General features: G+C 52.2%; 12 protein-coding genes. 9 read left to right on the top strand and 3 right to left on the bottom strand.

Annotated elements, in window-relative coordinates; genetic code table 11:
- Positions 1 to 79 precede the first annotated feature (79 nt).
- Both PHF27_RS09355 and PHF27_RS09360 read right to left on the bottom strand, forming a co-directional pair.
- Positions 80 to 1486 (bottom strand): aspartate ammonia-lyase, encoded by a 1407-nt coding sequence (locus tag PHF27_RS09355; RefSeq protein ID WP_300068976.1) that lies wholly within the window; start codon positions 1484 to 1486, stop codon positions 80 to 82.
- Between the two features lie 238 nt (positions 1487 to 1724).
- Entirely contained in the window at positions 1725 to 3128 is a 1404-nt protein-coding gene (locus PHF27_RS09360) for a DASS family sodium-coupled anion symporter (protein WP_300068980.1), read from the bottom strand.
- A 464-nt stretch (positions 3129 to 3592) separates the two neighbouring features.
- On the opposite strand from PHF27_RS09360, the gene PHF27_RS09365 reads away from it, so the two are divergent.
- The 7 genes from PHF27_RS09365 (at position 3593) to nuoB (ending at position 11618) form a co-directional block, all read left to right on the top strand.
- Complete coding sequence (locus tag PHF27_RS09365; protein WP_300068983.1) at positions 3593 to 4144, top strand: hypothetical protein; 552 nt, start codon at positions 3593 to 3595, stop codon at positions 4142 to 4144.
- A gap of 551 nt (positions 4145 to 4695) precedes the next feature.
- Positions 4696 to 6396 (top strand): proton-conducting transporter membrane subunit, encoded by a 1701-nt coding sequence (locus PHF27_RS09370; RefSeq protein ID WP_300068985.1) that lies wholly within the window; start codon positions 4696 to 4698, stop codon positions 6394 to 6396.
- 4 nt (positions 6397 to 6400) lie between these two features.
- Positions 6401 to 7285: an NADH-quinone oxidoreductase subunit H gene (locus PHF27_RS09375; protein WP_300068987.1), complete on the top strand. Its 885-nt coding sequence runs from the start codon at positions 6401 to 6403 to the stop codon at positions 7283 to 7285.
- Between the two features lie 22 nt (positions 7286 to 7307).
- Positions 7308 to 7934, top strand: a complete 627-nt coding sequence (locus PHF27_RS09380) for a hydrogenase (RefSeq protein ID WP_300068989.1) — start codon at positions 7308 to 7310, stop codon at positions 7932 to 7934.
- A 7-nt stretch (positions 7935 to 7941) separates the two neighbouring features.
- Positions 7942 to 9426, top strand: a complete 1485-nt coding sequence (locus PHF27_RS09385; protein ID WP_300068992.1) for a proton-conducting transporter membrane subunit — start codon at positions 7942 to 7944, stop codon at positions 9424 to 9426.
- Positions 9413 to 10900 carry an NADH-quinone oxidoreductase subunit C gene (locus PHF27_RS09390; protein ID WP_300068995.1) on the top strand — a complete coding sequence of 496 codons (1488 nt, stop codon included), beginning with the start codon at positions 9413 to 9415 and terminating at the stop codon, positions 10898 to 10900. The genes PHF27_RS09385 and PHF27_RS09390 overlap by 14 nt, the downstream gene beginning before the upstream one ends.
- Positions 10901 to 10910: 10 nt before the next feature.
- Entirely contained in the window at positions 10911 to 11618 is a 708-nt protein-coding gene (nuoB, locus tag PHF27_RS09395) for an NADH-quinone oxidoreductase subunit NuoB (protein WP_300068997.1), read from the top strand.
- A 113-nt stretch (positions 11619 to 11731) separates the two neighbouring features.
- On the opposite strand, the gene PHF27_RS09400 is transcribed toward nuoB, so the two are convergent.
- Entirely contained in the window at positions 11732 to 12568 is an 837-nt protein-coding gene (locus tag PHF27_RS09400) for a carbon-nitrogen hydrolase family protein (RefSeq protein ID WP_300069000.1), read from the bottom strand.
- 277 nt (positions 12569 to 12845) lie between these two features.
- Here PHF27_RS09400 and PHF27_RS09405 point away from each other — a divergent pair, with 277 nt between their 5' ends.
- Together PHF27_RS09405 and PHF27_RS09410 are read left to right on the top strand one after the other, a co-directional pair.
- Positions 12846 to 13928 (top strand): type II asparaginase, encoded by a 1083-nt coding sequence (locus PHF27_RS09405; RefSeq protein ID WP_300069003.1) that lies wholly within the window; start codon positions 12846 to 12848, stop codon positions 13926 to 13928.
- A 143-nt stretch (positions 13929 to 14071) separates the two neighbouring features.
- Positions 14072 to 14638 (top strand): hypothetical protein (locus PHF27_RS09410; RefSeq protein WP_300069006.1); only part of this gene is annotated, 567 nt, incomplete at its 3' end.

Genomic DNA, 14638 nt, shown 5'->3' on the forward strand with positions numbered 1-14638 from the left:
GAGCAAGGCAGTCCGCAGGACGCAAAAGAAGCCTCGGTCATCCGAGGCTTCTTTGCAAACCTTCTTGCTTAACAGTTTCTTACTTCACTAACAGTTTTTTGCCGGCAATACCCGGTACGGTCATTTCTTCCGGTGACAGGATAATATCCATCGCTTCTTGGGTCAAAAGCTTCTTCTCCAGAATCAAATCGCGGATAGGGCGGCCTGTGGCATACGCTTCTTTGGCCAGCATCGAAGAGTTTTCATACCCAACATGCGGCAGCAACGCGGTAACAATACCCACGCTGTTATCCAGCCATTTCTGGCATTGCTTTTCATCTGCTTCCACCTTTTCCACGCACAGCGTACGGAAGGTATGCACCACATTGGTCAGCATCGTCATCGAATTGAAGATATTATACGCCATGACCGGCTCCATAACGTTGAGCTCAAACTGACCGTTCTCTACTCCCAAAGTCACCGCCAAATCATTGCCGATAACCTGGTAGCAGGTCTGATTGAGCACTTCCGGAATAACCGGGTTCACTTTGCCGGGCATAATGGAAGAACCGGGCTGACGCGGCGGCAGTTTCAGTTCGCCCAAACCGCAGCGAGGACCGGACGCCATCAAACGGAAGTCGTTAGCCATCTTAATCAGCGGCAGCGCCGTGATTTTCATCGCGCCGGAGATATCCGCAAAGCCATCGGTATTTTGGGTGGCATCCATCAAATTGCCAGCTGTAACAAAGGGTTCGCCGGTGATTTCAGCCAGTTGTTTCACTACTTCTACAATATACTCAGGTTCGGCATTTAAGCCGGTACCAACGGCAGTAGCTCCCATATTGACGGCATGCAGGTGATCCAAAGCCGTTTCAATACGTTTAGCGCCGCGACGAACCGCCGACGCATGCGAAGCAAATTCCTGGCCCAGCGTAACAGGCACGGCATCCTGCAAATGAGTCCGACCCATTTTCATAACCCGCTTGAATTTCTCGGCCTTAACTTCCAGCGCCTCCGCCAATTCACGCAGCGCCTTCACCAGCAAACGTCCTTTTTGAATGGCGCAAACTTTAATGGCTGTCGGGAAGGCGTCGTTAGTAGACTGCGCCATATTCGCATGATTATTCGGCGATATCCGGTCATAGTTCCCTTTTTTATCGCCGAGAATCTCCAGAGCCCGATTGCAAAGCACTTCATTGGTATTCATATTGATCGAGGTGCCGGCGCCACCCTGAATGGGATCCACCGGAAATTGATCATGCAGTTTTCCCGCAATAATTTCATCTGCCGCTGCAACAAGAGCATTGCCAATCGTTTGATCCAAGCGTCCTGTCGCCATATTGGCCTTAGCCGCCGCCTTTTTCACCATCGCCAGGGCAACAATGAAATCGCTGTCCAGATTGTGGCCTGTGATACGGAAATTCTCCATGGCTCGCATGGTTTGCACTCCGTAATACACCTCGTCCGCTACTTGCAATTCTCCGAGAAAATCATGTTCTAAACGCATAACCATTTCCCCCTTTTCATTTCTCCCACAGTTGCTTTTCAAAAGCGCCGTGTTTTGTACAACTTATTGTGTATTTTGTATACATGTATGCCCAATTGAAAAGGCAGATTTTTCTGCCCTCTTTCTTGAGTTCATTATACCTCTCCAAAATCTCCTTTGCAAGGCAAAAGTTACACTTATTTTCAAATAAACCGCTTATAATTCCTGCAAAATCCATGCATATGTTATTTTTTTGATTTTACCAAATTCCCAGCAATTTCATCCAAGGCATCCCAATACCGAGCCAGATCAAAATGTGCACGGTTGCCAAAACAAAGCCTATTTTCCAAAACTCGCCCATAGTAATATAGCCAGCGCCAAAAAATATCGGTGTTACCCCGCAAGCAAAGTGAGTCAGCATGGAGCAAGTATTAGCAAAAACGCCTAATAAAATGGCTGTCAACAGCACAGGCGCTCCCGCCGCCACGGCTACAGTCGCAAACGCTCCGAACAAAGCCATAACATGAGCCGTATTACTGGCGAAGCCGTAGTGAACGTAATTATAAACAATGAAAAGCACAATTAACATCGTCAACCATTCAATCCCGGCTAACTGCGCACCTACAGCCGAAGCAAACCAACTCATCAAGCCGAACTTAGCCAAATAGGAAGCCATATTAACCAAAACGCCCATCCAAATGAGCACATCCCAGGCGCCTTTTTCGTCCAACACATCTTCCCAGTCAAGCACCTTGGTCAGCAGCATGGCTGACAAACCGGCAATCGCAATAAAAGCGGAATCAAAATTAGTAATTGAGGTGGTGGCCCAAAGCGCCAAGGCCGCGCCAAAAATCACCGTGAGAATTTTTTCGGCAGAACTCATGGGGCCCATGCGCTGCAGCTCATCCCTCGCCAGCGTCTTCGCCTCCGGCGTTTCTTTGATTTCCGGCGGATAAAGCTTGTAAATCAAATAAGGAAAGAAAATCGTACAGATCGCACCTGGAAGCGAGGTAGCTAAAAACCAATCCATCCAGGTGATGGTCTGGCCAAACAAGTCTTGCGTCAATTTCACGGCCACTACATTATTGGAAGCCGCCGTCATAAAGATTGAAGCGCTGATAATTACCGCGCTATAGGCGCTGAACATGAGGTAAGCGCCTACCCTGCGTCGTGACGGCCCCGGTTCCGAGCCAAAGGCGGTACACAAGCTGCGCGTAATAGGATAAATAATACCGCCGCCTCGCGCCGTATTAGAAGGAGTAAAAGGCGCCACAATCAAGTCAGTAAAAGAAAGCGTATAGGCCAGTTTTAAAGTACTGCTGCCGAAACGTTCCATCAAAACGAAGGCAATCCGTCGTCCCAAGCCTGTTTTTATAAAACCTTTGGAAAACATAAAGGCAGCTACAATCAGCCAGATAACCGTAGCGGAAAACCCTTCCAGCGCTTGCCCCGGCTTCAGCACGCCTGTAAATACAACGGTAGCTAAACCAATAACAGCTGCAGAGCCAATAGCAACCGGCTGTAAGATAAAGGCGGCAATCGTGGCGATAAAAACGGCTAACAGATGCCATGCCTCCACCTTGACGCCTTCCGGCAGCGGCGCAAACCAAATTCCCAGACCGATCAACGCACACAACACACCGCGAATCAACTTACCCTTCACGTTTTACACCCTCCTGTCTTCTTTCCAACCATCCACACGTAGCAGAATGTTTTACTTACGATTGATAGCTCATCCCACCTCCCTACGATACTTTCTATTTTTGATTCTGAATTACGTATTATGTATACATTATGCTGCTAAAAAATTCAGACACTTCTGTGTCCGTTTTTTATTATACGAGATTCTTCTCCACGGGAAAAGCCGTATATATCCTCATTTTCATGCATTTTTTATCTTTTTCACTTATAAACCACTGCTTTTCTGCATTTTATTTGATTTTATTTTTTGTTTTTTTCCGTGATATACTGAAATGAGTGATTTTCATAACTCCATATTTAAAAAATAACGCCCCACATATAGTATGCGCGAAGTGTGCTCGCTACTATATTTATGGCTTTTGAAAGTCGAATGGTCAAATATGAAAATCTCTCAAATAAAAGATTTTGATCGTAGGAGGGATTTGCATGTATCGTTGGTTTGCTTTGCTGCTTTGCCTTTTCTGCCTCTGGATAAGTCCGGCCACAGTCGGCGCTTTCCCTGTCGAACGCATTGCCCTCGTTCCAGTTTCCGGCGACATCCCCCCGCAAGTTGCCGCAGCGCTTACGCAAAAAATGGAGCGTGCCTACCGACTCCCGATTTACGAACGCGTAACTACGTCTCTCCCTGCCAGTTGGGATGCAGCCGCTTTGGAAGAACTGCGTCGCAATAGCCAGGCCTCCTTGCTGCTGGCCATCCGCCTTGATACAGTCCAGGAGTTCACGTACAGTCACGGGATGTATGATGACGAGACCTTTGTTTCCATTCGTTTACAAGGGACCTTGTTTTGTCTCTCCGGCAATCCTCTTTTCATCAAACAGACCCGCAAGCTCAATATCTGGGAAGTACAGCCGCTTAGTGTGAACAGCGGCGTTGAACATCGCCTTTTTTCAGAAGCAGACGACTGGCTGCTGCGCATTAAAGAAGAACAGCTGCGTTTGCGCGCGGCTCAGCCTCTTGCCGTTCCGACGGAAAGCTAGTAAATATACTTCTTTTTTTGCAGTCTCTTGCTAAGGACTTTCTCTAAAGTCAGCAACTTGCCCCAACCCGCAAGCTCCGCGCTGCGGGTTCTTTTTTTGAAGAAACCACGCCTCCTTTTAACCGTTTCTTCGCTTTACGTCCTAATAAGCTGTATTTTTTTGCTTCTGTACGGATTTTTTCAAAAATTTATGCTCATGCGTTATTATCGCATTTTTATACGCTAATTTACGAAAATACTACTTTTGTTCTTTTATGAAATTTATAATAGAATGTTGATGCTATCCAGCTTTCTATTGAGAAAGTACATTGGAAATGTTAATGAAGAAGGTGTTTTCTCGTGTCGGTAGATTGGTTATTTTTTGCAGCTCTTGCTTTTTTTAGCCTAGGCTGTCTTTCAGTTCTTCCACCGCTCCCCGCCCAGACTAGAATGGCTTATCTGTGCAGCATAGCCGGAAGTATCTGCCTGATTGCCCTAGCAGTCTGCCTGTTACAACCAAATATGTCTTTACTTCCTGTCTCCGTGCTGCCTGGCAAATCCGAATTACTAAAATTGGATTGGTTGGCAGCTTCTTTTTTTCTGCCTTTTGGCCTGGTAGGCGTTTTTGCTTCCTGGTACGCTATCGCTTACACCAGTTCTCTGCAACAGCCGCGCCGCCTCGCCTCCTGCTGGAATCTATTTCTCGCCGGCATGGCTGGCGTCTTTGCCTCCGCCCAGGTTTATTTCTTTTTCTTTGCCTGGGAAATCATGGCCTGGACCTCCTTTCTCCTGGTCCGTTACCAGGATCAAAAGAAACGTTCTATTCGTACTGGTTTTCTCTACCTGCTGATGACCCATATCGGCACGGCCTGCCTTTTAGGTTCCTTTCTTCTCTTAAGCGCATCCAGCGGCTCCCTGGATTTTGCGAGCTTCGGCAGCTTGCCGCCAGGACCGCTGAGCAGCCTTGTTTTCTTGCTTGCATTCTTGGGCTTTGCCATCAAAGCCGGTTTAGTCCCGTTACATATCTGGCTGTCCCGGGCGCATCCGGCCGCCCCCTCCCATGTGTCCGCCTTGATGTCCGGCATCATGTTGAAAACGGCGGTCTATGGCATGTGCCGCTTCTTATGGGATTTTCTGCCCCTTGCCGCCGCTGCCTGGTGGGGGTGGCTGCTGGTAGGCGCCGGCTGCCTTTCAGCGCTCATGGGCGCGCTATATGCGGTCACGGAAGGCGACTGGAAACGCCTGCTCGCTTTTTGCAGCGCCGAAAATTTAGGCTTAATTTTTGCGCTTCTCGGCGCTGGTCTGCTCGGCCAATTCTACGGAGATGCTCACTTGGCGTCTCTTGCCTGGAATGGAGCGCTGCTGCACGTCTTTTTGCACGCTCTTTATAAAAGTTTGCTCTTTTTAGGCGTCGGTTCGGTTATTCATACCGTAGGCACAGGCAGCCTTGACGCCTTAGGCGGCCTCTGGCGCCGCATGCCGGGCGTCTGTCTTTGCCTGGGAATTGGCAGCTGCAGCGCCGCCGGCCTGCCTTTCTTCGCGGGATTTCCCGGCGAGTGGCTGCTGTTTCAAAGCATTTTAGCCTTAGGCAGCGGTCCTGTTGACGCTCCCTTGCCCGCCGGCATCGCCCTAGCCGCCTTAGGCCTAGCGGCAGCCACCAGCGCAGCCGCTTTTTTAAAGACCTTGGCGCTGCCTGTGTTTGGACCGGAAAAGAGGCCCTGGCGCTCTGAGTTCCACGCCCCCAAAGGCGCGCTTGTTCAAGCTCCCTTGGGACTGGTTATTTTGACGCTTCTAGCTACATGGCAAGCAGACGGACTCCGCCTGCTCTGGCTGCAAGCAGGCCCCCTTCCCTCACTGCCGTATTCTAACACCGCCTGGCTCTTGGCCTTGGCTGCTTTACTGCTTGCCTGGCTGCAAGCGCGGCGGCAAACGGCGCAGCGTCCTACCTGGACCTGCGGTATTGTGCCGGAAGCTCATTTTGGCTACAGCGCCACCGCGCAAGCACAGCCCTTCCAGCGCGCCTTCGCCAGCCTTGTTGGACCGGCGCAAAGCGTTCTGCTCCGCCAAGGAACGCATCCCTATTGGGGAGGATCCTTGCAGCATCACTTGTCACGCACGCGCTACCTTATCGAATACCTTTACCAGCCCCTGCAGCATTTCATTCTCCGCGCAGCCTCACGTCTGCGTCCTATGCAGGCCGGCTCGATTCAGCTCTATATGGCTTATATTTTGACGGCAACAGTTGCTTGCCTGTATTACAGCATTAGGTGGTGATCCCATGGATACAACGTCGCTTTTCCTACAAACCATCGGCTTGGCTTTGCTGGCCCCCGCCTTTACCGGGATAGTCCGCAAAACCAAAGCGTGTCTGCAAAACCGCAGGGGCGCTCCGATCTGGCAGCCTTACTTAGAGCTGCAACGTCTTTTTCGCAAACAGCCGCTGCGCTCTACTAGCGCTTCCCCTCTCTTTGGAGCCTGGCCGCCTCTTTACGCAGCCTGCGCCTTAGGAGCCGCCGCGATGCTTCCTATTCTCCCGGGCACTGGCAATGATTTGCTTTTTTTAGGAGGTCTCTGGGCGTTAGGCCGCTTTTGTCTGGCCATCGCCGGTCTGGAAGTCTCCAGCGCCTTTGGAGGCATGGGCTCTTCCCGCGAAATGTACGTCGCCGCTTTAGTCGAGCCGGCGCTGCTGCTCTCCTTTTTCCAGTTGGCCTTAAGCGCCGGAGCCACCAGCCTCGCCTCGCTACAGGCGACGGCGCAGCTGCGCGCCTTTGGTTTGCCGGAAATTTTCGCGGCAACTGCTTTTTTCACTGTACTTTTAGCAGAAAGCGGCCGCATTCCGGTTGATAATCCGGATACCCATCTGGAACTCACTATGATCCATGAAGCCATGGTCTTAGAATACGCAGGTCAAGATTTAGCCCCCATCCACTGGGCTTCCATGATCCGGGAACTCACCTTGGCCTTCCTCTTTGCCGCCCTCTTTTTACCGGTCCTGCCGGCTCCTTGCGACGGCTTGTTCGGTTTATTTTTAAAAACGCTGCTCACAGCGCCCTTTATCGGCTTAGCGGAAATGGTCACCGTCAAAATGCGCCTCTTCCGCGTGCCGCAATACCTGGCGCTGTCGGCTGTTTTTTCCTTACTTTCTCTCTCTTCAAGACTCTAATCGAACTAAGGAGGCGCTTTTCTTGTCTTTGCTTTCCATGCTTTTACTAGCATCAGCCTTGACTCTGCTGCGTGTAACCGCGCTTAAAACCGCAGTTATCATTCTTTTTTTACAATCGCTGCTCCTTAGCGGCGTATGCTTATATGCCGGCCTTTCTCAAAATGAAAGCCATCTTTTCATCGCCGCTATTTTGACTTTGCTCATCAAGGGGCTGCTTATCCCGTACAGCCTGCGCCGCCTGGTGCTGCGCCTTAAAACGGAAAAAGAAACGCATCCCATTTTATCGCCCAATATGTCTTTTTTCGCCGGCGGCCTCTTGCTCATGCTTTCGCACGGCCTGCTGTCTGGCGCTTTGCCCGCTTCCAGCGGCAGAGACATTCTCTCTACCGCCATTACTTTAGTATTGTTAGGTTTGCTGCTTTTGATGATCCGCCGCCAGGCGCCGCTGCAAATCGTCGGCCTTGTCACATTAGAAAACGGGCTCTATCTGCTGGGGCTTTCCATCACCGGCGGCCTGCCTTTAGTGATTGAACTAGGAATCTTCCTGGATCTTCTGGTAGCTGTCATTGTACTGGTAGTCCTCACGCGCCGTCTAAAATACTCCTTCCAAACCACAGATACGTCCGTGTTAAAAAATCTCAAAGGATGATAGCCACATGTATTTATTTGCCTTATTCACCATGTTCTGCCCTTTGGCAGCAGCCATAGGCAGCATACTGCTTTTCAAAAATTCTCCGTGGCTGTATCGCTTCAATGTAGCCGCCGCCGTTCTCTCGTTAAGCGCCGTCGGCTGGCTTTGGCTGCAAGGCCCGCTGCCACTCTCCTGGGATAATTGGTTGTATGTCGATGCGCTCAGTCTGATTTTCTCCCTTTTGGTCGCTTCTTTGGGCCTGTCCGCTTTAGCGGTTTCCGGCCCGTACTTAGCTGCCGAAATAGCTGGCGGCCATCTGCAGCCTCGCCGCTTAGGCCAATATTATGCGCTGCTGCAATTGTTTATTTTCACCATGCAAAGCGCCTTGTTTTTGGAAAATCTAGGCTTTGTCTGGGTAGCCATTGAGGCCACCACCCTGGCCAGCACCTTGCTTGTAGCGTTCCAGTCCAACCGCTCTTCCTTGGAAGCCGCTTGGAAATACGTGCTCCTTTGCACGGTCGGCATCAGCTTGGCTATGCTCGGCGCCATTTTGTTGTACCAGGCCCAAGCCACAGCTGGCGTCGCGCTGGACCAGCCCCTAAGCCTTGTCGCGCTCAGCCAGCCTGGCGTCCTTTTAGATGCGCCCTTGTCCCGTTTAGCTTTTGCTTTCCTGCTGATTGGTTACGCCACCAAAGCCGGCTTAGCACCTATGCACACCTGGCTTCCAGACGCCCACAGCCAAGCGCCGGCGCCTGTAAGCGGCCTTTTGTCCGGGGCGTTGCTCAGCTGCGCTTTTTATGTACTGTTGCGGCATATCGCTATCTTGCGTCCGTCTCTGCCTCCGGAACTGCCGGAAACAGCGCTGCTGGCTTTAGGCATTTTATCGCTGGCAGTGGCGGTTCCCTTCTTGCTGCTGCAGCATGATCTCAAGCGTTTGCTCGCTTATTCCAGTGTGGAACACATGGGTATTCTCGCCATCGGCGCTGGCGTCGGCACGCCTGCCGCCCTCTTTGCCTGCCTGCTGCATGTATTGACTCACGGCTTTACTAAGTCCGCTCTTTTCTACGCAGCCGGCTTTATTACGCAGGAATATCATTCGCGGCAGCTTTCCCGTATCCGCGGCCTCTTACAAACCTCTCCTTTTCTGGGCTGGATCTTCTTGGCCGCCATGCTGTCCATTACCGGCACGCCTCCCTTTAGCGTTTTCCTCAGCAAGTTCTTGCTGCTCCAAGCGCTTTTCGCCGCAGATCGCCCTTGGCTGGCGGCTTTGCTGCTGCTTCTTTTAGCAGGCGCTTTTGCCGGCTTAATGCATTATGCCGGCCAGCTCACAGGCGGCACGGCGCCGCACAGTCACCACTCCGTGCCTTTAAATCATTTGACTCGCTTCATCCTGGTCGGCTCTTTGCTGCTGGTTGCTATCGGCGGCCTCTTCCTGCCGGATATGCTGGTCCAACTGCTGAATGACGCTACTTTGATCGCCCTGGGAGGTGCCCCTTATGCAAAGCCATGATGTATTGCCCGTAAATTGGCAGGCGCAAACCGCTCAGCTCCACGGGCGCGATTATCAATTGTCCGCCTTATTCGCAAATGACGAGAGAGCGCTGCACGGCGTTTATGCCATATATGCCGTGTTCTTCCAAGCCCAAGAGCAGGATTTGCAACTGCTGCGTCTGCCGCTCTCTGCCTCCTCGACCTCTTTCCCCAGCATCACTGCGATCTTTCCCGGCGCAGCCTGGTACGAACGGGAAATTCACGATTTATTCGGCCTGTCCCCGGCTGGTCATCCTGACTTGCGACCGCTGGTACTGCATCATGCGCGCGGTGTCTTTCCGCTGCGTAAAGATGCGGGAGCGGCGATACCGCCCGAAGGCGAAGCCTTCCCGGTTCCGCGCGCCAGCGGCGAAGGTCTTTTTGAAACGCCAGTCGGCCCCATTCACGCCGGCATCATTGAACCGGGACATTTTCGTTTCACCCAAGCCGGTGAAAACGTACTGCATCTAGAAGCGCGTCTTTTCTACACGCACCGCGGCGTAGAAAAAGCCATGGAAGGCCGCACCGTCAGCCAGGCTCTTCATGGCGTAGAACGCGTCTGCGGCGCTTGCAGCGTTACCCATGCCATGGCCTTTTGCCAGGCGATCGAAGCGCTTTGCCGCCAGGAAATCCCCCCTCGCGCCGCTATGCTGCGCCTTATCGCCTGCGAGCTGGAGCGGCTGTACAACCATCTGGGGGATATGGGGAATCTTTGCGCCGGCGTCGGCTTCCACGCAGGCGTCAGCATCGGCAGCCGTTTGAAAGAAGATTGTCAGCGCTGGAATGAACGGCTCACCGGGCACCGTTTCTTGCGCAGCTGGATTACGCCAGGCGGCGTGTCCCGCGATATCAATGACAAAGACCAGCAAGAGCTGCTGCAGTTTCTAGGACAGCTTGAAGAAAAAGTAAAAAACTTCATTGACCTCTTAGCTGGACATGACGCCTTAAGCCAACGCACGGAAACCACGGGCATTCTGCCTCATAAAGCCGCCCTGGAACTGGGCGTAGTCGGCCCTGCGGCGCGCGCTTCCGGCGTAGATATTGACTTGCGGCGCGACCTTCCCTACGGCGCTTACCAAGCCTTGCAGCCGCACATCCCAGTGCGTAAAGAAGGCGATGTAGCCGCCCGGCTTTTTTTGCGCGCCGACGAAGCCCAGGAAAGTCTGCTGCTTTTAAGCAAAGCGCTGCGCCAATTGCCGCCCGGCCCCATGCAAACGCCCATTCCGCCCTTGCCGCCGCCAGGCAGCGCCTTGGGTTGGGCGGAATCGCCTCGTGGCGGCGAGTTCATCTGGCTGCAAATTGACAGCAGCGGTCATCTGTCCCGTCTCTTCCTGCGCTCTGCGTCGTACCCCAACTGGATGGCCGTACCGCTGACGGTGCCGGGAAACATCATTCCAGACTTTCCTTTAATCAATAAAAGCTTCGAGCTGTGTTACGCTTGTCTCGACCGTTAGGAGTACAATCATGTGGAAATTGTTAAATACCATTTTTCAAACCGGTTGTGTTACTGAAAAAACAGCAGCCCCCTCGCCGCTCACGCTGCGCGGCCGGCTGCAGCAAACAGAAAGCTGCAGTCAATGCCATCATTGCGTATCCGCCTGTCCCACAGGCGCCCTTACCACGCAGCCTGACTGGCAATGGAATCCGGAGCGCTGCACTTTTTGCGGCCTTTGCTTGGAATCTTGCGAGCGTCATTTGCTGCAGCACGTTCCGGAAAGCTATCACGCCTTTCATACGGCTTTAGGTAAAGAGCTCGCCGAAGAAACGCATCGTATTTTCGGCCGCTCTCTGGCGATTCGGCACCTGGACGCAGGCTCCTGCAATGCTTGCGATTTTGAGATGGCCGCCTTGGGGAATCCTTATTACGATTTGGCGCGTTATGGCATTTCTTTTGTCGCCTCGCCCCGTCACGCCGACCTGTTAATGGTCACCGGCGGTGTTACGCATCACCTAAAAGACGCCGTTTTGCGCACCTACGAAGCCATGCCGGAACCCAAGCGCGTTCTAACTGTGGGTGCCTGTTCTTCCGGAGGCTGCGTTAACGGCGCTCCTTACGCGTTAGCCGGCAAGGTAGAAGATTTCATCCCGGTACACATGAAGCTTCCCGGCTGTCCGCCCCGCCCGCAAGCTTTGCTATACGCTCTTTTGCTGCTCATTGGCCGCAAGCCTTAGAACGCAGCAGAAGAAACGGCTAAACTAGAAAATGTGAACTACGATAAAAAGCGACTATGCAGCAAATTTGCACAGTCGCTTTTTTATTTTAGGCGGTCCGCCGCGCGGCCTTTTCACTGCTGCGGCAAAATACGATAGTCGCCCCGAAGATGTTGCAGCAGCGGCAGTTCAGCGCGCACCTTTGCCTGCACAGCGCGGTCTATTTCTACTTTCACCAGTTGCTCTGTTTCATCGGCTTGAAACAAAATCCGGCCCCAAGGATCCGCCACTAGAGAGTGACCATATGCTTCATAAACAGATCCCGCCAGTTTGGCCGGCGCCGCCCCGACAACAAATACCTGGTGATCTACCGCCCTGGCCCGCAGCGTCAGCTCCCAATGAGCCGGCCCAGTCGTCCAGCCAAAAGCAGCCGGATAAATCAACAAATCGGCCCCTCGCCGCACCATTTCCCCAGCCATGGCGCCAAAGCGCATGTCATAGCAGATCCCTACGCCCAACACCCCTACGGAAGTTTCACATAAAGTCAACTCGTTTCCAGCGGTCAACGTATCGGATTCCCGAAAGCAAGTACCCCCTGCAATATCCACATCAAACAAATGCATTTTTCGGTGCCGCCCCAACAAAACTCCCTGTTCGTCAAAAACAAAGGACGTATTATAGACGCGCCCCGCTTCATCACACTCCGGGATAGAGCCGCCTACTAAAACGACGCCGCTTTCCCTGGCCCATGCGCTCATACGGCTTACGGTTTCTCCCTCCGCTGGTTCCGCATACTTCGGGAACAACGCCGCCTGATAGGGGCAGCTGAACATTTCCGGCAAAACCACCAAGCGACAACCTTCCTGGGCCGCCTGCTGCACCATCTGCTGCGCCTGGCGCAGATTTTCCTCCTTAGCAACGCGCGTAGCCATCTGACAAAGGCCCAATAAAAAATTTTCATCTGTTTTCATAACTTCCTCCTGCGAACAAGCTTCTTGTTTTCTCTTGATTCTACTTGTTTGCTCCAGTTCCTGCCCCTTTCCCCCTTCTCCGGGAGCAACTCAAAAAGATGTCTCGTCGCAAAATATCTTTTTAACTAACATTCTCTCCAGAATAGACATGTATACCTTGATGTTTCTTCCATTTTTTCCCCCATGCTTGTTTTTCTGTTTTTCGCAATGAATTTATTTTATGGTATACTGAATTCGTTGGTAGATTTCAAATTATTTGAAAAAGGGAGTTGAGTGAATGAATCGGAAAGTTCTTGTCACCTTAGCTGTCCTGGTAGTCTTCCTCTGCAGCATGCAAGTAGCCTTTGCCGCAGAACCGAGCAACAATCATCTGCCCAACGTAAAAATTCTTGCCACAGGCGGCACTATTGCCGGCTCTGGAGCCACCAGCACTACCACTGTTGGCTACACGGCTGCTGTAGTTCCCGTGGACGCGCTCATTAACAATGTCCCGGAACTCAAGAAAGTAGCCAATGTCAGCGGCGAACAGATTGCGCAAATCGCCAGCGAAAACATGACCAACAAAGTTTGGTTGAAACTGGCTAAACGCATCAACGAACTGCTGGCTTCCGATGATGTGGACGGAATTGTCGTCACCCATGGTACCGACACCATCGAAGAAACGGCCTATTTTTTAAACCTAGTTGTAAAAAGCGAAAAACCGGTTGTCATTGTTGGCGCCATGCGCCCGCCGACAGCCATGAGCGCTGACGGCCCGATGAACCTGTACAATGCCGTCGTCATCGCCGGCACCAAAGAAGCCCGTAATAAAGGCGTTCTGGTCTGCTTGAACGACGCCATTAACGGCGCTCGTGAAGTAACCAAAACCAACACCTCGCTGTTGGACACTTTCCGCGCGCCTGAGCTTGGCTACCTCGGCTACATGCAAGGCGGCAAAGCCTACTTCTATCGTGAATCCACCCGCAAACATACGACTCAAAGCGAATTTGACATTACCGGTCTCACCGACCTGCCTCGCGTAGATATTGTCTATGGCTATGCCAACAATTCCCGCGATGGCCTGGACGCCTTTGTCGCTCATGGCGCTAAAGGAATTGTTCACGCTGGTGTAGGCGACGGCAGCCTCTTCACCGAAGTAAAACAAGGTTTGATTGATGCCCGTAAACATGGCGTCCTTATCGTCCGCAGCTCCCGCGTAGGCAATGGCATTTTGGCCCGCAATGGCGAAGCCAACGATGATGAACTGGACTTTGTCGCTTCGGATACTCTCAATCCTCAAAAATCCCGCATTTTATTAATGCTGGCTTTGACCAAAACCCACGACACCAAAGAAATTCAACGTATGTTCTGGGAATACTAATTCCCACTGACAAAAATCCTGTCCGGCTTAGCTGGACAGGATTTTTGTATTTTTTCTTTTTCCCCTTTTTACAAGCAGGTTTTCCTTGCCTAACGTCTAACCCTTTACTTAATATATGTATTATCCCCAAGGAGGTCTCGAACATGGTTATACACAGCACATCCATTCTTATCAGCTTTCTCGATATACGAGACCCCGGACTGGAAAGCCCGCTGCAAGCCTTATGCCGTCAAATCACGCCGCAAGTGGTATACTTGCTGCCTTGCGCGCCCACGGAAGCCCCCGGCTCCTCCCTGTCCCAAGAGGCGGCAGAGGCCATGCGCGAATGGCTGCATACCGCTTACAGTCCTTCTTTGCCTGTGTATATTCGCCCCATAAACGCAGCCGCTCCAACTAGTTTCACGGATATGCTCGCTGCCAGCAAGCAAACCTTACTGACCATCATCCGGCATTGGCAGCGACATCCGGCGCAGTTCCATCTCAATACCTCTTCCGGAAGCGAAGCTATGAAAGGCGTGCTTCTGCTGTTATGCGAAGCTGGCCTTATTCCCAACGCTACCCTTTGGCAGGCGCAGCCAGTTAGCAATCATCCCTCCCACCTGAAGCTCTCCCGTCTGCAGCCTACCTTGCTAAGCGAAGAGACGAGCCTGGAGCAGCTCCGCCCCTTAGCTGAAGAAATGCGTTTTGCCGAATTGGCTCGTGAATGCCAG

Origin of the sequence: Anaeromusa sp. (assembly GCF_028691475.1) — a bacterium.
Lineage (GTDB): Bacteria > Bacillota > Negativicutes > Anaeromusales > Anaeromusaceae > Anaeromusa.